Source organism: Janthinobacterium sp. EB271-G4-3-2, assembly GCF_020858035.1.
In the GTDB taxonomy this organism is placed as follows: domain Bacteria; phylum Pseudomonadota; class Gammaproteobacteria; order Burkholderiales; family Burkholderiaceae_D; genus Janthinobacterium; species Janthinobacterium aestuarii.
Genome location: NZ_JACYMG010000020.1, coordinates 21,890 through 44,299, shown reverse-complemented (window position 1 = coordinate 44,299; position 22,410 = coordinate 21,890). Strand labels below are relative to the sequence as shown.

The window sequence follows — 22,410 nt, the reverse complement described above, 5'->3', positions numbered from 1 at the left end:
CTGGATCTTTTTTCAGGGCCAGATGCCGATTATAGTGCGGCCTTCCTCTTCAACCAACGGGACTTCCGCCATGACCGCTACCGCCCTGCCTCCCAGCCCCCGTACCCGCGTGCGCCGCCTCGCCGAACTGGCCAGCTACGAGCAAGCCGCCCTGTACGCCATCGTCGATGCCGCCTACCTGTGCCATATCGCCTTCCACGACGACAAGGGCAGCCATTGCATCCCGACCGCCTGCTGGCGCATCGACGGCCACTTGTACATCCATGGCTCGAACGGCAGCCGCATGCTCAAGCTCTTGCAAGATAGCGACGTTTGCGTGACGGTCACCCATCTCGACGGCCTGGTACTGGCGCGCTCCGCCTTCAACCACACGATGAACTACCGTTCGGCGATGGTGTACGGGCGATTTGAAAAAGTCAGCGATATCGGCCAGCAGCATGCGGCCATGGATGCGCTGATGGAAAAGCTGGTGCCGGGACGCCTGGCGCACGTGCGCGGCGGCAACACCAAGGAATACGCGGCCACCACTGTGCTGCGCATCGCGCTCGACGAATACGCCGTCAAGCAGCGCAAGGGCGGCCCGCTCGACGACGCGGGCGACATGGCGCATGCCGTCTGGACGGGCGAACTGCCGTTTACGCACGGCCGTGGCGCGGCCATCGCCGATGCGCTCAATACCAGCGACATGCCCGCGTATGCCGCCGCATGGAGTACGGAATCCGCTTGACCGGCCAGCGTGCTTGGCCGATGATCGGCGTTGATGGCGATCGCCACCAAGATAGCAACCGATCCAATCACGCATGGAGCATATGATGATGAAGCGAGTATCCCTGGCCGCGGCCCTGACGGTCATGCTGGCCTGTGGCGGCAGCGGCGCGGCGCTGGCCGCCGATGCGGGCGACGCGGCCCTGAAGGCGGCCATCGCCGGCAATGCGCGCACGCCGGCCAATGTGCTGCGCGACAGCGCCCGCCACCCGTATGAAACGCTGACGTTCTTCGGCATCAAGCCGAGCATGACGGTGGTGGAGCTGGCGCCCGGCGGCGGCTGGTACACGGAGATCCTGGCGCCCTACCTGCGCGACAACGGCAAGCTGATTGCCGCCGGCAACGACCCGCGGTCAAGCAGCGAAGGCGCACGCCGTGGCGCGGCGCGTTTCCAGCAAAAACTCGACGCCAATCCCACCGCGTTCGGCAAGGTGGACATCGGCGCCTTCGCGCCGCCCACCACCTACCGCATCGCGCCCAAGGGCACGGCCGACATGGTGCTCACCTTCCGCAATATCCACAACTGGATACCGATCGGCGAAGCAGGCATGCAGACCCTGTTCAAGGAAGTGTACGACAGCCTGAAACCGGGCGGCGTGTTCGGCGTCGTCGAGCACCGCCTGCCGGCGAACAAGGCGCAGGACGCCACGGCCAGCAGCGGCTACATGCACGAAGCGTATGTGATCAAGCTGGCCGAAGGCGCAGGCTTCAAACTGGCGGCCAAGTCGGAGATCAATGCCAATCCGAAAGACACGGCCGACCATCAGGGCGGCGTCTGGGCGCTGCCGCCCACCTACGCCAACAAGGACGTGGACCGGGCCAAATACACGGCCATCGGCGAGAGCGACCGCATGACCTTGAAGTTCGTCAAACCCTGAGTCACTAGAAAAGCCAATGGCGGCGGGCCGATACGGCGCGCCCCATTGCCTTGTGCGCGCAGCGCGCCTTAAAGGTAAATGCCGTACACGCCGCAAGAACGCGAGACAAGCATGCACTGGCTCGCCGTGCCATTTTCGGTGCAGTCAATCAGGGCCTGCATGCACTCCCGGCGTGTCGGCTGCGCATACGCGGTGCTCACGGCACCGGCCAAACCAACGGCGACGCAGAAGACAAATACCACCTTTTTCACATCGATCATTTTTATTTCACTCCCAAAGAGTTGAGCCGATCTAGAAACTAGTGAACTGGAAGATCACAACAGCGCGTGCACGCAGGCAGCAACACGCTTAGACGTGAATGCCGTACACGCCGCACAGGCGACGCACCAGCGCGCAGTCGTTTTCATTGCCATCGGCGAGACAGGAATCGCGGGCTTCCTCACACGTTTCACGCGACGGCAAGGCATATGCACTCGAACTGACGGCACCGGCGAAACCGACAGCGGCACAGAAGACAAATACGGCTTTCTTGAAATTGATCATTTTTATCCCGTTAGCAAAAAAAGTTCATCGTTATAAAAAACCACGGCAGAACGCCAGCCGCCAACTTCCATCTATCGATAGACGTATAGCGCATAAAAATAGTAGCACCAAAGAAAGTTATTAAATATTCAAACAAGAAAACAAGATAACGTTTTCATTTCATGCCCTTTCATGGAATAAAAATCGGCCCGCCGCTCTTGCGCCGCGCATTTGCATGGCGACAGGCGAAAAAAAACCGCAGCCTAGGCTGCGGTTTTTGTAGCGAGCCATTATTTCTTCACTTCCTTCGGCTTCACCGGCACCAGGCTCAGGTCCTGGAAGTCGTAGCTGAAATCCGTCTCGGTCGACACGGGCGCCATCTTCACCCGGTCGATGCTGCCATCGGGATTGAGCGAGAACGTCACGTAGGCGTCCGCGTTGAAGTTGCGCTCCTTCCAGCGCACGATGAAGGTGTCGTGCTGCCAGTGTTCCAGCTCGCCCGTCAGGTCCGGCGTGCGCGTGAAGCTGAGGATATGTTTTTTCCCTTCCGGCTTGATCAGGACCTTGCCGTACCAGGCGTCTTCATACTCGCCGTCGTACGATGCCAGCGGCAGCGACGGCTGCGATCTGGCCGCGCGCGCGCTCGACGCCTTGCCCTGCTTTTTCACCTCTTCCGCATGCTGCTCCTGCTCCACCTTGGCCACCAGCGCCAGCCAGTCCGACGGCGCCGCCTGCAGGTAATGGTCGAGAATGCGCCATTGCAGCGCCGTCATGGAACCGCCATTTTCCGCATTGGTGAGGATGGCCACGCCCAGTTTCGCTTCCGGCACCATCACCACGCGCGAATAGAATCCCTGCAGCGCGCCGCCGTGCATGGCGACCTTCATGCCCTTGTAGTCGCGCAGCTGGAAGCCCAGGCCGTACGCGCTGAAGTTCGGTTTCGTCGCGGCCAATGCCGGTTTCGGCTCGGCAATCTTGATCGGCGTTTGCGCCGTCCACATTTCGCGGCCCTGCTTTTCGCTGAACAGGCGCGCGTCCTTGCCGTCCTTGTCCTTCACGCCGGCGATCTTGCCGCCGTCGAGCAACACCATCATCCACTTGGCGATGTCTTCCGCATTCGTGTTGATGCCGACGGCGCCCACGGCATTCGGCACGGGCATCGATTTGACGGCGGCGATCTTGCCGTCGATCTTGCTGTGCGCATTGGCGACGTCGGGATTGCCCGCATTTTCAGCCAGGCTGGTGGTGGTGCCCGTCATGCCCAGCGGCGCCAGGATGCGCTCATGCATGGCCTCGCCCCAGCTTTTCCCCGCCTTGTCGGCGATGATCTTGCCGGCCACGATGTACAGCAGGTTATCGTAGGCATAGCTGTTGCGGAAACTCGTGGCCGGACGGATGTAGCGCAGCTTCTCGATGATCTCGTCGGTGCTGAAGGTCGTCGTCGGCCACCACAGCAAGTCGCCGGCGCCCAGGCCCAGGCCGCTGCGGTGCGTCAGCAAGTCGCGGATGGTCATGGCGCCAGTGACGTAAGAGTCGTGCATCTGGAAGCCGGGCAGGTGCTTGGTGACGGGATCGTCCCAGGCCAGCTTGCCCTCGTCGACCAGCATGGCCAGCGCGGCGGCCGTGAAGCCTTTCGAGTTCGATGCCACTTCGAACACGGTCTTCGCATCGACGGCGGCCGGTTCGCCCAGCTTGCGTACGCCGAAACCCCTGGCGGTGACGACCTTGCCATCCTTGACGATGGCGATCGCCATGCCGGGCACGTCGAACACTTTCAGGGCGGTGGCGACGTCGCGGTCAAGATCGAAGGCCGGCGCGGGCGCCGGTGCGGCAGTGACAACGGGGGCGGCGTCAACAGCCAGCGCGGGCACGGCGATGGCGGAAAACGCCAGCACGATGGCGGCGGCAAGACGGTTCATGGTATGCATGGTCGGGATATCCAAAGAAGGTTCAATGCGCTTGCGCGGCCATCAATTTGTCGACGCTTTCCTGCGTCACCGGGTGGTAGCGTTCGCGCGCCTTCGCATACACGTCCTTGGCCCAGGCGTGGCCTTGCGGCGTCTTCATCAGGGCGCTGTACAGGGGCACGACAAACTTCTGGCGGCCCACGCTCATGAGGAATGCCTGCAAGGGCTGCTGCACGTCGTAGCCGGCGTTCACGGAGGCCAGGTAGAAACGGTACGCCACTTCATTGTTGCCGCTCTTGCCCACGCCGTAGACCTGGTCCAGCTCACGCAATTGCGCCGCGCTGGCCTTGTTGTTGATGTCGTTCAGGAAGTGCATCGATTCGATGGCGATCCACTTGTCCATGCCCAGGTCTTTCGTCGGCAATGTGCCTTTCAACCAGGCGTCGCGGTGCTGGTCGAGCAGCGCCAGGCGCGGCGAGACGACGCGCTGCGCGCTGGCCGGCACGCCCGTGCCATACAGCCATTCATCGAGTTCCGCTTCCGGCATCACGGCCGGATGCTGCGCCAGCAGGTTCTTGCGCAGGTAGGCGATGAACTGTTCCGTCGTCACGCTCTGGAACGCGTGCTGGTCGAACCAGCCGCGCAGGAAGGGGTCGAACACGGCGCGGCCGGCACGGCGCTCCATGGTGGCCAGGAACCAGGCGCCTTTCGGGTAGATGATGCCGTCGTCCGTGTACGTTTCGGCCGGATTGGCGTCCGCATCGCGCGTGATCAGCGCCGTTTTCGCGGCAGGCAGTTCGCGGATCGCAGCGGCCAGTTCTTCCTGGTCGACCTGCACGCCCATCTGCGCCACGTCGCTGCCATACAGCTGCTCGACGATGCGCGTGGTGACGTAGGTGGTGAAGCCTTCGTTGAGCCACATGTGCTTCCACGAGGCGTTGGTGACCAGGTTGCCCGACCACGAGTGGGCCAGTTCATGCGCGATCAGATCGACCAGGCTGCGGTCGCCCGCGATCATGGTCGGCGTGAGGAAGGTCAGGCGCGGGTTTTCCATTCCGCCGTAGGGGAACGATGGCGGCAGCACGATCATGTCGTAGCGTCCCCAGCCATATGGGCCATACAGCGCTTCGGCTGCCTGGATCATCTTTTCCGTGTCGGCCAGCTCGTATTCGGCCGCCTTGATGCGCGGCGGTTCCGCATATACGGCGGAGCGGGGACCGAGTTTGCGCACTTCCAGTTCGCCGATGGCAATGGCCAGCAGGTACGATGGAATCGGCTGCGGCATCCTGAATTTCCAGCCGCCCTTGCCCGTCGCTTTTTCATCGTTCTCGGCGCTCATCACGACGCGCATGCCCGCTGGCGCATCGATGCGCGCGCTATACGTAAAACGCACGGCCGGCGTATCTTGCGACGGCACCCAGGAGCGGGCGTTGATGCTTTGCGACTGGCTGAACATGAAAGGCAGCTTGCCCGACATGGTCTGCTGCGGCGTGAGCCACTGCAGCGCGATGGCGTTGGGCGCCGTGTGATAGTAGACGCGCACCTTGCCCGGCTGGCCCGTGGTGGTGATGCGCAGCGCCTGGCCCTTTTCCGGGTCGGCCTTGTCCAGCTGGTACGGCGCCATCTGCCAGGCGCCGCGCTTGTCCTGTACCTGCACTTTCGCGATCGACAAATCGCGCGTATCGAGCACCAGGGTGCGCGCCGCCGGATCGATCCAGTTCAAGGACAGCTCGGCATAGCCGGAGAGGGTCTTTTGCTTGAAGTCCGCTTTCAGGTCCAGCTGCAGGTCGCGCGTGCGCACCTGGTCGTAACGCGCGTAGCTGAGGGGGTCGGCGTGCGCGGCCAGGGTTACCTGGCAAAGGAGCGCACAGCCCAGCGCGCGCAGGAAGGTCAAAGTTTGCATGGTCGTCTTTTGAATGATTTGCGAAAGCCCCGGTCCGTGTGCGCCGGGGCGTCGCGCAGAATAGCACTTCCGGCGCAGGCCGGCAGAAAAAAGCGCCGGACCGGCCGGCGCTGTTTCCCTATTTTGCTTCCGGCTTGGCCTCGGCCTTGGCCTCGGGCGCCTTCAGCGGCGTATTAAAATCCTTCATCAGGTTGTTCTTGTCGCGATCGAGCTTGAACAGCTCCAGGCGCGATGGCGTGATTTTTCTCGGCCAGGCGTTGTTGCTGTTGTCGATATCGGCCGTCTCCCAATACGGGTCCTGCACCAGCCCCACCATCGGTTCGTCGGTGACGATCACCTTGCTGATCTTGTGCGGCGCATAGCGCCACACTTCGGCCGGCACGCGCTCGATGATCTTCTTGCCGCTTTTCAGTTCGATCTCCAGGATCAGCGGCATCACCAGGCCCCCGATATTCGAAAAGTCGACCAGGTACAGATGCTTGCCCATGTTGCGCTGTTCCAGCAACTTCCTCTCCCACGGTTCCAGCGTTTCCTGCTCTTCCGCATAGCTGTTGCGGTCCTTGTTGGTGACCGTGAAGTCATCGTGCCGGTTATAGAAATCCTTCAGTGCGGGATCGATGTCGACCTTCTTCGGCAGCGCCTTGTTGCGCTGGTCCGAAATCGAGATGGGCTGCGCGTCCTTCTGCGCCTTCTTCCACGCTTTCTCGACTTCTGGATTCTTCGTGCTCACGCCATATTCGCTGATGCCGTCGATGCTGATGTCGACCGCATCGGTGGTATAGAACCAGCCGCGCCAGAACCAGTCCAGGTCCGTGCCGGACGCGTCTTCCATGGTGCGGAAAAAGTCGGCCGGCGTCGGGCGCTTGAACTTCCAGCGCAGCGCGTACTGCTTGAAGGCGAAGTCGAACAGTTCGCGCCCGAGGATGGTCTCGCGCAGGATGTTGAGCGCCGTGGCCGGCTTGTCGTAGGCGTTCGCCGTGAACTGCAGCAAGGACTCGGAATTGGTCATGATGGGCACCTGGTTCTGGCTGCGCATATAGTCGACGATCTTGCGCGGCTCGCCATTCCAGGACGGGAAATGCTCTTCCCACGCCTGCTCGGCCAGGTACTGCAGGAAGGAATTGAGGCCCTCGTCCATCCACGTCCACTGGCGCTCGTCGGAGTTGACGATCATGGGAAAATAATTGTGGCCCACCTCATGGATGATCACGCCGATCAGATCGTACTTCGCCGTCTTCGAGTACGTGAGTTCGCCCGTCTTCTTGTCCTTCACGGGGCGCCCGCCATTGAACGCAATCATCGGATACTCCATGCCGCCCACGGCGCCGTTGACGGAAATCGCGTTCGGATACGGGTAGTCGAAACTGTACTTGTTGTACTGCTCGATCGCGTGCACGACGGCGCGCGTGCTGTACTGCTGCCACAGCGGATTGCCCTCGTTCGGATAATACGACATGGCCATCACGCGCTTGCCGCCGCTGTTCAAACCCTGCGCATCCCAGATGAACTTGCGGCTCGAGGCCCACGCCACGTCGCGCACATTGGCCGCTTTGAAGTGCCAGGTTTTCATCCCCGCAGCCTTGCCCTTTTCCGCCGCCAGCGCTTCCTGCGGCGTGATCACCAGCAGCGGCGTGTTGCTGTTTTTCGCCCGCGCCAGGCGCTCGCGCTGCGCCGCGCTCAATACGGCCGCAGGATTTTGCAGCTCGCCCGTGGCCGCCACCACGTGGTCGGACGGCACCGTCAGATACAGCTCGTAGTCGCCAAACTCCAGCGTGAATTCGCCGGAGCCGAGGAACTGCTTGTGCTGCCAGCCGGCGGCGTCGTAATACGCGGCCATGCGCGGGAACCACTGCGCGATCTGGAAGATCGTGTTCTTGTCGTCTTCAAAATACTCGTAGCCGGAACGCTCGACGAGCACCTTCTGGTCATTGATCCGATACGACCAGTCGATGTTGAACGTGACGCTCTGGCCGGGCGCCAGCGCCACCGGCAGGTCGATGCGCAGCATGGTCTGGTTGACCACATACGGCAGCGGCTTGCCGTTGGCCGCTTTCACGGCGGTGAGCTTGACGCCGCCGTCAAATTCGCGCCCGGCATGGATGGCGCGCAAGTCCTCGAATTTCAGCGCCTCGTCTTCGTTGCCACTGAGCCAGGCCTGGCGCGATGGTGCGCTTAGTACGCGGCGCTGGTCGGCATCCTGGCGCAAGCCATTCTGGTCCAGCTGCAGCCACAAATAGGCGAGGCTGTCCGGCGAGCGGTTGTGATAGGTGATCTGCTCGCTGGCCGTGATGGCGCGGCGTTCCTCATCGAGCGTGGCGCGGATCACGTAATCGGCGCGCTGCTGCCAGTAGGCGTGGCCGGGCGCGCCGGAGGCCGTACGGTAGCTGTTCGGCGTTGGCAGCAGCTCTTCCAGCTGGCGGAACTTGTCGTCGAAGGGCGCGGCGGCGCACCGGCCGGGCAAGGGGACAGACAAGGTCAAACACAGGGCAAGCAAGCGGACGAGGACCGGCATGGCGCATTCCATCTGGGAGTCGTGGACAGAACTGCATTCTAAGTCGAGTCTGTTTGCAATCGGTCATTGTTGTCGAAGTCCCACACACCGGGCCGCGCCCCACCCCGGCGCTACTGGCGCCGGCACGGGCATTGGCGTATGATGCGCCTCGAACATTGGGGAGTAGTCGTCCTGCGGTCCTGCCGCGGGAACCTGTATCAACATGATTGGCCCGCAGGCCATGGTGCAGGTGGTTGCAGAACTTGACGAGACCATTGATCCAGGGCGGCCGCATGGGCCGGAGTCGCCTGTGGATCATTGGTTAATTCGTCCGGCCCGCGTACCTCTTGCAATCTCATGGAAGCATTCCTCATCTCCACCGGCATCGTCGGTCTCGCTGAAATCGGCGACAAAACCCAACTACTGGCCTTTCTGCTGGCCGCCAAATTCCGCAAGCCCCTGCCCATCGTGCTGGCCATTTTCGTCGCCACCATCGCCAACCACGCGTTTGCCGCCGCCGTCGGCGCCTGGATCACCAGCATGCTGGGCCCCGACGTGCTGCGCTGGGTGCTGGGCGTCTCTTTTCTGGCCATGGCCGCCTGGACCCTGATCCCCGACAAGCTCGATGAAGACGAGACGAAGCTGGCCAAATACGGCGTCTTCCTGACCACCCTGATCGCCTTCTTCATGGCGGAAATGGGCGACAAGACGCAGGTGGCGACCGTGGCGCTGGCGGCGCGCTATGACGATATTGTTTCCGTCGTGCTGGGCACCACCTTCGGCATGATGCTGGCCAACGTGCCGGCCGTCTACCTGGGCGACAGGATCGCCAACCGCGTCCCGCTGCGCCTCGTGCACGGCATCGCGGCGCTGGTGTTTGCCGTGCTGGGCGTGGCCACCCTGCTGGGCGCGGGCGCCGCCCTGGGGTTCTGAGGCCGCCTTATATAATTTCTCATTTACAATATTCATGCTCATAATTACAATGTCGGCAACATGAATACCGGCGCGCCTATCCCGAACGGCCGGCGCGCTTTCTTGAGGAATGTATGCAGTTAAATAGAAATGTGGCGGTGCTGTGCCTGGCCGCTTGCGCCAGCCAGCCTGCCGCCGCCACGGCGGCACCCGTGACCTACCACCGTCAGACGGCAACGCAGTCCGCGCCCGAAGTACGCACGCGCGACCTGCTGCTGTTCGGCGCCGGCTTGATCCTGCTGGCCGGCCGGCGCCGTCCCGAACACGATACGTGGCAAGTACGCGGACAAGACTAGAGCAGCAGTAGCACCGCGTACTCGCGGCCCTCGTCGCGCAGGGTGATGCTGTTGCCGCCCTGCGCGACGCCATCGAGCGACAATCCCGCCGGCCGCCCCTGCGCCCGCTCCACCGTGATGGCATAGCTGCTGGCGCCGAAGCGGTAATGCAGCTTGAAGCTGCCCCACTCGGCCGGCATGGTCGGCGCCATGCGCAGCACGTTCGCTTCGCGCGTCAAGCCCAGCAGGGATTCGACGATCAGGCGATACAGCCAGCCCGACGATCCCGTGTACCAGCTCCAGCCGCCCCGTCCCACGTGCGGCGCCACGGCATACACGTCGGCCGTCACCACGTACGGTTCCACCTTGTAGCGCGCCACCGCCTGCGCGTCTGCGCCATGGCGCACGGGACTGATCATGCGCAGCAATTCCCACGCCTTTTCGCCATCGCCCATGCGGGCAAACGCCATCGCCGTCCAGATGGCCGCATGCGTGTATTGGCCGCCGTTTTCGCGCACGCCCGGCACATAGCCGCGGATGTAGCCGGGATTGAGGTCGGCCTTGTCGAACGGCGGATCGAGCAGCTGGATCACGCCGGAATCGCGGCGCACGAGGCGCGCATCGACCTGGCGCATGGCGCCGGCGACCCGCTCCTTGTTGGCGGCGCCCGAGAGCACGCCCCAGCTTTGTGAAATCGAATCGATCTGGCATTCCTCGTTCGTATGCGAACCCAGTGGCGTGCCGTCGTCGAAATACGCGCGCCGGTACCACTCGCCATCCCACGCATGTTCCTCGACGTTGGCGGCCAGTTTCACGGCTTCGTCGCGGCAGAACTGGGCGAACGCAGCGTCGCCGCGCAGCATGGCCACTTCGGCGAAACGCTGCAGCACTTCGTACAGGAAGAAGGCCAGCCACACGCTCTCGCCCTTGCCATGTTCGCCCACCTTGTCCATGCCGTCGTTCCAGTCGCAGGAACCGATCAGCGGCAAGCCGTGCACGCCCAGGCGCAGGCCATGGCGGATGGCGCGCACGCAGTGCTCGTACAGGTCGGCCGACTCGCCCGAGCGCACGGGCAGGTCGTAATACGAATCCTCTTCCGGCTTGACGGCGCGGCCCTCGATGAAGGGCGCCACTTCCGACAGCACGTTGACGTCGCCCGTGGCGATCACATAGCGGCAGGCGGCCAGCGGCAGCCACAGGTAATCGTCGGAGCAGTGCGTGCGCACGCCGCGGTCCGACGGCGGATGCCACCAGTGCTGCACGTCGCCCTCGACAAACTGGTGCGCCGCGCACAGCAGCAAGTGCTTGCGCAGCAGCTGCGGCGCCGTGTGTATCATCGCCATCGCGTCTTGCAGCTGGTCGCGGAAACCGTAGGCGCCGCCCGACTGGTAATAGCCGCTGCGCGCCCACAGGCGGCAGGCGATAGTCTGGTACATCAGCCAGCCGTTGGCGATCACGTCGAGCGACGGATCGGGCGTTTCGATGCGCACGGCGCCCAGGGTGCTGTCCCAGTGCGCGCGTACCGCGTCGAGCGCACTACGTGCAGCGTCCTTGCCCGCATGGCGCTGCACCATGGTGCTGGCGTCGGCATTGCGGCGCCCGCCCACGCCGAGGATAAAGACGATTTCGCGCTCCTGTCCCGGCTGCAGCTCGAACGGCACCTGGATGGCGGCACACTGGTCCAGCCCCGTACCCGCCTTGCCGGACAGGCGCACGCGCCGGAGCGCCGCCGGCTGCGCCAGGCTGCCGTTGCGGCCGATGAATTCATTGCGGTCGCAAGTGATGGAGCGGATGCTGGCGTCCGTATTGAAGAAGCCGACCCGGCCCGAAAACTCCGTGTTGTAGTTATTGCGCGCAAACAGGGCGCCGCTGATCGTGTCGACCTCGGTGGCCACATGCATGCCGGACTTGGCGCGCAGGTCGGCCATCACCCATTCCACATAACCGGTGACGGACAGGCGGCGCGGCACGCCGCTGTCGTTGCGCACCTTGATCACCGAATATTTGACGGCCGCGTCGAGCGCCACATAGGTGCACAATTCCGTGGCGATACCGCCTTCGCTGTGTTCAAAAATACTGTAGCCGAAACCGTGGCGCGTCACGTAGTCGCCGCTGCCGCGCGCGGGCAGTGACGTAGGCGACCAGAACTGGCCGCTTTGCTCGTCGCGCACATAAAACGCTTCGCCGGACAGGTCGGAGACAGGGTCGTTCTGCCACGGCGTGAGGCGGAATTCATGCGCGTTCTCGCTCCACGTGTAGGCCTGGCCCGCTTCCGACACCACCGTGCCGAATTGCGCGTTGGCCAGCACGTTCGACCACGGCGCCGGCGTCTGCTTGCCTTCCGCCGTGGTGATCACGTATTCGCGGCCGTCGGGTGTAAAACCGCCGAGGCCATTTTCCAGGATCAGCGCGCGCTCTGGCGCCCGGTGCGGCATGCCGCCCTGTTCGCGGCCCGGGTCCTGAAGCAGCGGCGGCATGCGCAGCACGGGGCTCGGCGGGCGCTTGACCTGCTCGGCCAGGGTGCCGCGCAAATCGCTGATGATGGCGCGCGCCACCGATTGCAGCAAGATGCGGTCTTCGTTCGCGATCTGCTCGGCCAGGCGCACGAAGATGCCGCCCGGGCGGTCGATCGCCTGCGCATCGATGCCCGAGGCGATCAGGCCCATGATCTGGTCGTGCAGCAGCTGGCGGTAACCCGACTGCTCTTCGTACCAGATCACCAGATCGACGATCAATCCTTTCAGGCGCCAGTAGGCATGCGCCTGCACCATCTGGCGCGCCAGTTCGATATTGGCCGCGTCGCGTATCTGCAGCAGCACGATGGGCAGGTCGCCGGAAATGGCATACGCCCACAGGCCGGACTGGCCGCGCTGGTTCTTGATCAGGATGCTGGCCTCGGCGCGCAGGGCCGCATTCGGGTAGATCACGGCATTGGCCAGGCGCGCATACAGCTGCGCGTCCGCTTCGCTGGCGTTCAACTGGCGCAGCACCACCTGGCTGTGCGTCCAGGCCAGCTCGAAGACGCGGTCGGCCAGATGGCGGTCCTGGTATTTGTCGATCAGGTGCAGCGCCGCCTCGCGCTGCTCCACCATGCCGGTGACGCTGTCGACGGTGACGGCCTGGTCGGGTTCGAGCGTGATGACGTAGCGGATGGCCACGATGGGATCGAGCACGGAGCCGTGGCCGCCGCTGAGCGGCCCGTCGTCCTGCAGCGCCTGCGGCAGCTGCGCCGTGTTGCCGCGGCCGATGAAGCGCGCGCGGTCCGTCTCGAACGATACTTCGTAGCGCTCGATATCGTGCACGGTCATCACATGCAGCAGCCACGGCATCTGTTCCTCTTTGGAGCGGGGCCGGCGCGTGCATAAAATCGCCTTTTCATGCGCGAGGATTTCCGTCTGCACGAACAGTTTGCTGAACGCGGGATGGGCCGCATCGGCCGCCGCCGGCGCCATCACCACTTCGGCAAAGCTGGTGATCTCGATGCGCCGCTGGCGGTTCGAATTATTGCTGATGCGCGTGCGCCTAATTTCGATGTCGTCCTCGGGCGAGACGACGATTTCCGTGTACAGGTCCAGGCCATGGTCGGCGCGGCGGAACTCGGCCCGCCCCTCGGAAAAAATCACTTCGTATTTCTTCGGTTCGGCCAGGGTCGGCTGGTACATGGTGGACCAGACTTCACCGTCGTCGAGGTCGCGCAGATAGCAGAAATTGCCCCAGTTGTCGCGCGTGCTGTCTTCGCGCCAGCGCGTCACGGACAGGTCTTTCCAGCGGCTGTAGCTGCCGCCCGCATTGCTCACCATGACGTGGTAGCGGCCGTTCGACAGCAGCTGCGTTTCCGGCACGGCGCTGTTGGCTTGCGTGAGAATGCGCATCGGCATGGCCTGCTCGGGCGCGCCGCTGCGCAGCACCGCCAGTTCGGCCGTGTTCGAGTAAAACGCGCCCGCCTGCGGCGTGCGTTCCTGCAGCACCAGCAAGGCCGATTGCAGCAGCGGATCGGACTCGAAACGGCGCTGCATCGGACGGTCGTGCAGCAGGTAGCTGAGGGCCAGAAAGCCCATGCCCTGGTGGTGCACCATGAAGGAGCGGATGACGGCGCTACCCTGCCCGCGCGGCAGGCGCGCCGTGGTGAAATCGATCGCTTCAAAAAAGCCGTAGCGGCCCATATAGCCGGCCGCCTGCATGCGCTGCAGGTTCTGGCACGACGCTTCCGGCTGCACCATCAGCCCCATCATGCTGGCGTACGGCGCCACCACCAGGTCGTCGGCCAGGCCCCGCTTCAAGCCCAGTCCCGGCACGCCGAAGGCGCGGTATTGATAGTTCAAACTGGCGTCGACCGTGTTGTAGCCAGACTCGGAAATCCCCCATGGCACATCGCGCTGGCGCCCGTAATCGATCTGCGCCTCGATGACGGAGTGGTAGGTCTGGTCGAGCAAGGTGTTCGGGTAGTTCGGCATCACCAGGAGCGGCATCAGGTACTCGAACATCGAGCCGCTCCATGACAGCAGCACGGGCTGGCCCGCCACCATGCACAGCTGGCGGCCCAGGGCGAACCAGTGCTCCTGCGGCAGCTGGCCCTGGGCGATGGCGACGAAGCTGGCCAGGCGCACTTCGGAAGCGAGCAAATCGTAGTAGCTGGGGTCCAGGCGCCGCTCGCTCACGTTGTAGCCGATGGCCAGCAGTTTTGTCGACGGGTTGTACAGGAAGCCGTATTCGATCTGCGCGAAGTCGCGCGCCTGGCCTGCCGCGTGGGCGATCTCGCGCATGTGGCGGCCCGCCTGTTCGCGGCCCTGCGCCAGCAAGGCGGCCAGCTCCGGCTGCGTGCCTTCCGGCGTTTCCAGGTTGGCCAGTTCGCGCAGGGTCGGCACGCGCATAAGCGCCACATCGACACCCGTGTGCGCCGCCCAGGGCGCCAGTTGCAGCAATTCGGCCAGCGCCGCGCGGCACTGGCGCGCCAGCGCGCCCGCCCACATGGACAGCTCGCCATCCTCGCTTTGCAGGGTCAGCGACAGCAGCGCATCGGCCGCGCCATTCGCGGCGGCGAGATAAGCATGCCATTCGGCCAGGCTGGCGGGTGCGGCCTGCGCCTGCAGCAAGTGCAGGCCGTCGCGCATGGCCTTGCCCTCGCCTTCGGCGGCGATGAATTCCTGCAGTACCTGCGCCGTCGTGCGGATGCCCTGCACCACCTGTGCGCCGATGATCGGGGCGTCGTACAGCTCCACCAGTCCCGGCTGCAAGGTCAGCAGATGGCCGGCCAGGTTGCCGCTGTCGACCGTCGAGATGTACATGGGCTGCAGCGCCTTCAGGGTCTGCGTGTCGTACCAGTTATAGAAATGGCCCTGGAAGCGTTCCAGCTCGCCCATGCTGTGCAGGGTGGCGCGGCTGCGCTCGATCAACTGGCCCAGGGTGATGTAGCCGAAATCGTAGGCCGTCAGGTTGGCCAGCAGCGCCAGGCCGATATTCGTCGGCGAAGTGCGGTGCGCCACCACCAGGTTCGGATGCTCCTGCATGTTATCGGGCGGCAGCCAGTGGTCGTCCGGCCCGACAAAGGTGTCGAAATACGCCCAGGTCTTGCGCGCCACGCCGTGCAGGAAACGTCCCTGCTCGGCCGACAGGCGCGCCACGGCCCGCTCGATGGGGCGGCTGATCCACCAGGCGATGGCGGGTGCGGCCAGCCACAAGAGCAGCACCACGGCGGCGGCGGGCAAGGCTTCCGGACGCCAGTACAGCAAGGCACCGAAGGTGGCAAGCGCCAGCGCGGGCGAGCACCACATGGCCCGCCAGCTGTCGGCCTGCGAACCTGACGATACATGCAGGTTCGAGGCGCGCCAGTCGAGCAAATGCTTGTGCGACACGCCCAGGCGCCACAGGGTGCGCACGATGGCGTCCAGGCTGATCCACGCTTCGTACGGCAGGAAGACGAGGGTCAGCATGGCGTGCGAAAACTGCACGCCGCAGCGCCGCTCGAAGGCGGCCAGGTGCTGGCGCCACAGGGTGTCGCGCGGTTTGCGCAGCAGATCATATAGCGCCGAAAAGACGGGCGGCAGGAAGATGATGGCCAGCACGGCCGCGCTCCAGAAGGCCACGTGCGGCAGGAAGCCCCACACCAGCAACAGCGACACGGTGGTCGCGGGCGCGACGACGCTGCGGCGCAGGTTGTCGAACAGCTTCCAGCGCGACAGCATCGACAAAGGGTTGCGTTCGCGCTTGCCGGCGCGGCCCGGCACACGGCCCAGCAGCCAGCCGATCAGTTGCCAGTCGCCGCGGATCCAGCGCTGGCGGCGGCTCACGTCGGCGTCGTAGCGGGCCGGATATTCCTCGTACAGCTGCGAGTCGCTCAGGAGGCCGGCGCGCAGATAACAGCCTTCCAGCAGATCGTGGCTGAGGATTTTATTGTCGGGCAGGCGCTGGCCCAGCACGCGCTCGAACATGTCGAGGTCATAGATGCCCTTGCCGATGAACGAGCCTTCATAAAACACGTCCTGGTACAGGTCGGAGACGGTGCGCGTGTAGGGGTCGATGCCCGGTTCGCCGCCGCACAGCAGCTCGTAGCGCGAGGCATTCGCGCTGGGCAGCGCCACGGCTACGCGCGGCTGCAGGATGCCGTAGCCGGCCACCACGCGCGTGCCGGCCGCGTCGAGCACGGGACGGTTCAGCGGGTGCATCATGGTGGCGATGAATTCGCGCGCCGCGTCGCGCGGCAGTTGCGTATCCGTGTCGAGCGTGATCACGTATTTGATCGTGCGCAGGCCGCGCAACTCGCCTTCCACCAGCGAGAATTTGTCGCGCGCGCCGCCGCGCAAGAACGCGTGCAGGTCGGACAATTTGCCGCGCTTGCGCTCCTGCCCCATCCACGCATTCTGCTGCGAATTCCACAGGCGCGGACGGTGCAGCAGCAGGAACGGTCCCACATGGCCCCGCTCCTCGGGATCGGCCGGGTCGCCATTTTCCTTGAATTCGGCGCCCTCCACGCGGTATTTCTCGTTCAGGATGCGGATGGTCTCCTGCGCCTGGCGCAGCAAGGCGTCGTCGCCGGGCATCGTTTGCGCCCCGGCGTCGACGAAGTCCGTCAGCAGGCAGAAACGCAGGTTCGGGTCACGGTTGGCGAGATAACGCACTTCCAGCGCCTCGCACAGGGCCGCCACGTTTTCCTTGCTGTAGATCAAGGTCGGCACGACGACGATGCCGCGCGCGTCCGACGGAATGCCGGCCTCGTAATCCATGCGCGGCAGCGGGTGCGGCGACGTCATCAGGGTCGCCAGCCAGTTCACCACGGCCACGGCCAGCTGGCTGCTGCCCAGCAGCGCCAGCGCGCCCAGCGCCGCCAGGGGCCAGCCCTGCACGCCATGGCGCACGGCGCGCTCGAGCAGCAAGGCGCTCGTCGCCAGGGTCAGGAACGAGATGGCGCCCAGATAGACGGCCAGCGGCGCGGCGCGTGCCGTATGCTGCAGCGCCTCGATGAAAGGCAGCTTGGCGCCGGCCTGTTTTTCCAGCACCAGCACGCCGCGCCCCACCAGATAAAAGCCGATGTGGCCGCGGCGCGCGTCATTGCCGTTGCCGTGCGTGTGCGCCAGCTGCACCACCATCTCGGCCACTTCCACTTCGCTGCGCGCGCTGCGCCTGGCGATGCGTTCGATGGCGTGGCGGTAGCTGTCGCGCGTGGCGAAATCCATCAAGCCATAGGTGCCGGCCGGGTCGAGGCGCAAAGTCTGCTCGACCACGCTCATGGTCTCGACGAATTCCTGCCAATCCATGGTGCCGAGAAAACGCAGGCTGCCGATGCTGTTGGCGATCGACACCTGGTCGGCCGCCTGCTGCCCGATTTCGGACTGGATCTGCTGCTCGATGGTGAGGCCCGACTCGGCCAGCTTGTGCGTCAGCCACGACAGCGCCAGGGTCAGCGAGGAGCTTTGTCCCTGCAGGCGGCGCGACAATTCGGCCACGAAGGCGCTGGTCATCGGCGGATTCGAACGGGCCATGTCGGCCACCAGCAGGATCAAGCCGCTGGGATTGCGCTCGGCGATCTCCGTCATCTGGTCGGCCCAGGTATTGGCCAGGTCGCGCTGCATGCGGTCGTCAGCCACGCGCACGGCCACGCGGCGCAGGTTTTCGATCAGGGCCAGGCGCAGCATGATGGGCACGGCCCACAGTTCACCCAGGGTCAGGGTGGCCACATCCTGGTAAGCCTCGACGAAGTGGCACAGGTTTTCCAGGTCGACCCGGCCATCGCCGTGCGAGATGATTTCCAGCGCAATTTTATAGACGCGCGGGCAGCCGGCGTCGGGGCCCGACGCCAAGCGCGGCAGCTCCTTGCTGTAGTTCTTCGGCAGGTGGCGCCGCGTGGTGCGGATCTGCTCTTCGATCAGATAAAAATTATCGAGCAGCCACTCCGAGGCGGGCGTGACCTGGCGTCCGCTTTTGACGGTCGCCGTCAGCTCGTTGACGGTGGCCGTGATCAGGGCCGCATTGTCGGCCAGGCGCGCCAACAGGCGGTCGCGACCGTGATGCTTGCCCACCGCATGGCCGGTGGCCACGTGCTTGCCGTGGGCGGCCATCTGCATGGCGCTGAATAATTCGGAACGCAGGGGCAAGGCATCGTCGCGCGCGGCGTCGAAGGTGTCCGGTGCAAGGGAATGGTCGCGGAAGATTTCTTTAACTTTGGAAATCTGTTCCTTGATCTGCTGCGTGACAACTGCTGTGTACTCTTTCAACTTGGGCCTCGCTAGGTGCGCGCACGCAGCCAGCGGCCACCGTCACGCGGGCCCAGTCTGGAAGAACACGATCGGACACTGGCGAAGACGGAAAGCGAAGCGCCGGAGCGTTGCGACGAATCTCAGGGTATAGGGAGATTTTCTGAACTTCATCGTAGGAGGGCGACGCAGGCAAGACCGTGCGCTAGCGTACATAGCTGGCGCTTTGGCAGCGTGTCGGCAAAGAAATTTGCGGACTGGACAGCAAAAAAATGCCGCAAGGAAACGAACGGCTTGCTCCGTGCCGATAATGGCACGGAGCAATGTTTCAAAGAGGAAACTTCAATCCGCTCAGGCAGCGATGGCCAGCGGGTGGCGCGTCGCCTCCGCCATCGCCATGCCGCCATTGAGTTGCCATGCCGCGCCGTGACCGAGGCGGCGCAAACAGGCGCTAGCGCGCGCGCTGCGGTTGCCGCTGCGGCAGAAAAAGACCAGTGGATGCTGCGGCTGCCGCAGCCACGCGGCCACCTGTCCCGCCAGGCGGCTCAGCGGTACGCTGCGCACTTCGCAGCCCTCGAATACCGTGCCGGCGCACGCCGCGTGTTCATACGCTTCGCGCACATCGACGAGGATGGCGCCGGGATGTTGGCGCAGGAAACCGGGCAAGGCGGCCGCATCGAGCTGCAGTTCGGCGGCCGGCACGCTACCGTCCAGCACCGTGCGCACGGTAGCGCAAATGCTGCCGTCGTCACCTGACGCGCACAGCACGGTGTCCTGCGTCAGCAGTGCCGCATCCAGCAAGGGCACCAGCGCTTCGGGCGCCAGGGCGCCGATGAAGGCGAAGCGCTGCTCCAGCAGGTACACATGGGTTTCGCCACACTCGATGCGGCGCAAACGCTGCTGGCCCAGCGCCAGCTCACCGTCGATATCGACGCGACCGACTTGTTCGATCTCGAGTTCCTGCAGCAGCGCCAGGCGCGCCACGCCATGATCGGTCGGCGCCGTCGTGTGCACGATGGCGCGCAAGGCCAGGTGCTGGCAGCGGATGAAGGCGGCCAGGCGCGGCACGAGCGCGGCGACGGGATCGATGACGACGCAACTGGCGCTGGCAGCGTCGCTGAGCAGCCAGGTGCACTGGCCATCGACGCTCAGCTGGATCACGCCGTCCTGCGGCGATGGCGCCAGCGCCGACGGCAACAGGCAGCTGCCGCGCAGCGCTTCGCCGCAGCGCTCGATGCGCGCGCAGGCGGCCGCAATGGTCGCCGCGTCGATCAGAGGGCCGAACGACAAACGGATGGCCGAACTGGCACGCCATTGCGGCACGTGCATCGCTTCCAGCACATAGCTGGGGAGCGCCTTGGCGGCGGAACAGGCGCTGCCCGAGCTGACGCGCACGCGCGCCGCGTCGAACAGGTCCAGCAATTCCTTCGACGACAGGCCGGGCACGGAAAAATTGAGCGTCGTCGACAAGGACAAGTCGAACGGCATATTGAACACGATGCCGGGGAAGGCGCGTTCCAGGCTGGCCACCAGCTGCGCGCGGAAAGCGGCCAGGTCGGCGTGGCTGCGGAAAGTCTTGCCATCGTCGAGCGCGGCCAGCACGGCGCCCAGCGCGGCGATGCCGGCCATGTTTTCCGTGCCCGAGCGCAGGCCCGCTTCCTGGCCGCCGCCCATCATCAACGGCGTAAACGGGGCGCCGGCGCGCACGTAGAGCATGCCGATGCCCTTGGGCGCATACAGCTTGTGGCCGGAAAACGGCGCGTAATCGATGCGCGTGGCGGCCAGGTTCAGTTTCAGCTTGCCCAGCGCCTGCACGCAATCGACCATCCAGTAGGCATCGGCGCCGCGTTCCTGCAGCAGCTGCGCGATGGCGGACAAATCGCTGACGACACCCGTTTCATTATTCGCCGCCATCGTGCACAGCATGGCCGCGTCGCCGATCAGCGCATCGAGCGCCTGCAAATCGTGGCGCCCTTGCGCATCGACGGGCAGCTTGCGCACTTCCAGATTCAAACCCAATAGCCGGTTCCAGTGCGCCAGGCTTTCCGGCACGGCCTTGTGCTCGGTCGCGCCATACAGCAGCAGGCCGCCGATGCGCTTGCCCGCATCGCGCCGTTCGCGCAGCGCGCACAGGGCCGACAGCACGGCCGTCTGGATGCCTTCGGTGGCGCCGCTGTTGAACATCAGGCGGCCATCGCCCACGCCCAGCAAGCCGCTGGCGCGCCGGCGCACGCCATCCATCATGGCCTTGGCCTGCAATCCCGTGGCATGAGTGCTGCTGGGATTGCCATAGCCGTGCTCCATCGCTTGCCGGGCGGCGGCAACGGCGGCGGGCAGCACGCAAGTGGTGGCATTGCTGTCGAGGTAGATTTCTTTCATGATGGCAGTCTGAGTATTCGATAAAAGGGGCAGCGCAGGTGGCTGAAACATATCGATAGTCTACCGGCCTGCCCCCGTGAAGATATGCCAAAAGACACTGCAACTACGGTATTATGCAGCATGTTCATGCTATAAAAACTGGAACGGTAAAATGAATTCACCAAACTCTTCGCTCGACAAATTCGACTGCGCCATCCTGGCGGCCCTGCAGCAGGATGGCACCTTGTCGATCGCCGCCCTCAGCGAGAAGATCGGTTTGTCCAGCACGCCGTGCTGGAAGCGGGTCAAGCGTCTGGAGGAAGAGGGCTATATCGAGAGCCGCGTGGCCATCGTGAACCGGCAAAAAGTGGGCTTGCCCGTGACCGTGTTCGTCAGCGTACGCACGGGCCAGCACGATGAAAAATGGCTGCGCCGCTTCGCCGCCGCCGTCATCGTCTTGCCCGAGGTACAGGAATTTCACCGCATGAGCGGCGACATCGATTACCTGCTGAAAGTCGTCACCACCGACATCAAGGGGTATGACACCTTCTACAAAAAGCTCATCAAGGCCGTGCAATTGACGGGCGTGTCGTCCGCCTTTTCCATGGAGCAAATTAAGTGCAGCACGGAATTACCGCTGGAATTGATCGCCCACGGCTTGCCGGCCTGAAGCGTTGTAAGGGGCTCAAATGGCCGGCGCTTTCACGCTCGCCGCTTGCTTGAAGAAATCATAAATGCCGCTTTCGCTCATGCGGCGTGCATTCGCCAGCTCGCCGCCCTTGGTGGCGTACAGCACCTGGTTGTTGTCGCTCGAAACGAGCACGGCAGCGGGGATGCCTTTCTTGAGCGGATTGCCATAGGCTTGCGCCACGTCGAGGTTATGGTCGAAGTTGCCCACGTCGACCTTGACGACCTTGAACTGCTGTTGCATCAGCTCCGCGTTCTTGCCTTGCTTCAAGGCCTTGTCGAGCGCGCGGCAATCCTCGCACCAGTTGGCGCCGAAGATCAGCAAGACAGGCACGTGCGCCGCCTTGGCTTCGGCCAGCGCGCGGGCCACGTCGGCCTTGGCGTCGGCCGCCGCGTTGTACGGCAGATGCGGCGTGGCGGCCGGGTTGGCCGGTGTGGGGGCGGCGGCAACGGCGGTACCGGCAAGCAGCAGGCTGGCAAAGAATGGGGCGACGAAACGGGAAAGGCGCATGCGGGGCTCCTGAGAGAAATCGTGAAGCCAACTGAACAGCTGCCAGCGGGCGTGACTGTCTAGAATATGCCTGCTTATAGGAAATATCCACCATTTAATTGCACTGTGCTTATACGGAAAACGTATAAGTACCGCGAAGGAGTACCTGCTTGACCATGCCAGAGACCCTGCACCCAACGCTGTCCGGCGCCGCGCGCATGTTGCGCAGCGCCTATCCCGGCGGCATGCCCGATACGGCGTATTTTCACGTATTGGCCCTGCTGTATGAACACTTTTCCGACCGCAACCTGGCCGAGCTGATGGCCGCCGTCACGGGCAAAGATGCGGCGACGATCCTCAATGACATCTATGCCTGCGCCAGCAGCAAGCCGGCGCCGTCCGCCAGCGCAGCCACCAGGAACTTGCTGGCGCAACATGGCTTGCAAGCCGTCTGCGCCGAGGATTAATACCCACA

14 protein-coding genes and 1 riboswitch are annotated in these 22,410 nt (G+C 64.2%); of the genes, 6 read left to right on the top strand and 8 right to left on the bottom strand.

What is annotated here, in order from left to right:
• Positions 1-70 precede the first annotated feature (70 nt).
• Together IGS55_RS27180 and IGS55_RS27175 are read left to right on the top strand one after the other, a co-directional pair.
• Complete coding sequence (locus IGS55_RS27180) at positions 71-727, top strand: pyridoxamine 5'-phosphate oxidase family protein (protein ID WP_230519310.1); 657 nt, start codon at positions 71-73, stop codon at positions 725-727.
• A gap of 88 nt (positions 728-815) precedes the next feature.
• On the top strand, positions 816-1,643 hold the full coding sequence (locus IGS55_RS27175; RefSeq protein ID WP_230519309.1) for a class I SAM-dependent methyltransferase: 828 nt from the start codon (positions 816-818) through the stop codon (positions 1,641-1,643).
• A gap of 68 nt (positions 1,644-1,711) precedes the next feature.
• Here the strand turns inward: IGS55_RS27175 and IGS55_RS27170 are convergent, their stop codons facing one another.
• The 5 genes from IGS55_RS27170 to IGS55_RS27150 form a co-directional block, all read right to left on the bottom strand.
• On the bottom strand, positions 1,712-1,903 hold the full coding sequence (locus IGS55_RS27170) for a hypothetical protein (protein WP_230519308.1): 192 nt from the start codon (positions 1,901-1,903) through the stop codon (positions 1,712-1,714).
• 88 nt (positions 1,904-1,991) lie between these two features.
• On the bottom strand, positions 1,992-2,186 hold the full coding sequence (locus tag IGS55_RS27165) for a hypothetical protein (protein WP_230519307.1): 195 nt from the start codon (positions 2,184-2,186) through the stop codon (positions 1,992-1,994).
• 269 nt (positions 2,187-2,455) lie between these two features.
• Positions 2,456-4,093, bottom strand: coding sequence for a serine hydrolase (locus IGS55_RS27160; protein WP_230519306.1), 1,638 nt, complete (start codon positions 4,091-4,093; stop codon positions 2,456-2,458).
• Positions 4,094-4,115: 22 nt separating this feature from the next.
• Entirely contained in the window at positions 4,116-5,975 is a 1,860-nt protein-coding gene (locus tag IGS55_RS27155; protein ID WP_230519305.1) for a M1 family metallopeptidase, read from the bottom strand.
• A 118-nt stretch (positions 5,976-6,093) separates the two neighbouring features.
• Positions 6,094-8,487: a M1 family aminopeptidase gene (locus IGS55_RS27150; RefSeq protein WP_230519304.1), complete on the bottom strand. Its 2,394-nt coding sequence runs from the start codon at positions 8,485-8,487 to the stop codon at positions 6,094-6,096.
• A 145-nt stretch (positions 8,488-8,632) separates the two neighbouring features.
• Positions 8,633-8,802, top strand: a riboswitch (yybP-ykoY riboswitch).
• A gap of 21 nt (positions 8,803-8,823) precedes the next feature.
• Between IGS55_RS27150 and IGS55_RS27145 the strand changes: the two genes are divergently transcribed.
• Both IGS55_RS27145 and IGS55_RS27140 read left to right on the top strand, forming a co-directional pair.
• Positions 8,824-9,399 carry a TMEM165/GDT1 family protein gene (locus IGS55_RS27145; protein ID WP_230519303.1) on the top strand — a complete coding sequence of 192 codons (576 nt, stop codon included), beginning with the start codon at positions 8,824-8,826 and terminating at the stop codon, positions 9,397-9,399.
• A 113-nt stretch (positions 9,400-9,512) separates the two neighbouring features.
• Entirely contained in the window at positions 9,513-9,734 is a 222-nt protein-coding gene (locus tag IGS55_RS27140; RefSeq protein WP_230519302.1) for a hypothetical protein, read from the top strand.
• Here IGS55_RS27140 and IGS55_RS27135 read toward each other — a convergent pair.
• Both IGS55_RS27135 and IGS55_RS27130 read right to left on the bottom strand, forming a co-directional pair.
• Positions 9,731-18,358, bottom strand: coding sequence for a GH36-type glycosyl hydrolase domain-containing protein (locus IGS55_RS27135; RefSeq protein ID WP_442908220.1), 8,628 nt, complete (start codon positions 18,356-18,358; stop codon positions 9,731-9,733). The genes IGS55_RS27140 and IGS55_RS27135 overlap by 4 nt on opposite strands.
• Positions 18,359-18,751: 393 nt before the next feature.
• Complete coding sequence (locus IGS55_RS27130; protein WP_230519301.1) at positions 18,752-20,779, bottom strand: aminotransferase class V-fold PLP-dependent enzyme; 2,028 nt, start codon at positions 20,777-20,779, stop codon at positions 18,752-18,754.
• Positions 20,780-20,930: 151 nt separating this feature from the next.
• Here IGS55_RS27130 and IGS55_RS27125 point away from each other — a divergent pair, with 151 nt between their 5' ends.
• On the top strand, positions 20,931-21,428 hold the full coding sequence (locus tag IGS55_RS27125) for an Lrp/AsnC family transcriptional regulator (RefSeq protein ID WP_230519300.1): 498 nt from the start codon (positions 20,931-20,933) through the stop codon (positions 21,426-21,428).
• 15 nt (positions 21,429-21,443) lie between these two features.
• On the opposite strand, the gene IGS55_RS27120 is transcribed toward IGS55_RS27125, so the two are convergent.
• Complete coding sequence (locus IGS55_RS27120; protein ID WP_230519299.1) at positions 21,444-21,956, bottom strand: thioredoxin family protein; 513 nt, start codon at positions 21,954-21,956, stop codon at positions 21,444-21,446.
• A gap of 149 nt (positions 21,957-22,105) precedes the next feature.
• Between IGS55_RS27120 and IGS55_RS27115 the strand changes: the two genes are divergently transcribed.
• On the top strand, positions 22,106-22,402 hold the full coding sequence (locus IGS55_RS27115; RefSeq protein ID WP_230519298.1) for a DUF3349 domain-containing protein: 297 nt from the start codon (positions 22,106-22,108) through the stop codon (positions 22,400-22,402).
• Positions 22,403-22,410: the final 8 nt, after the last annotated feature.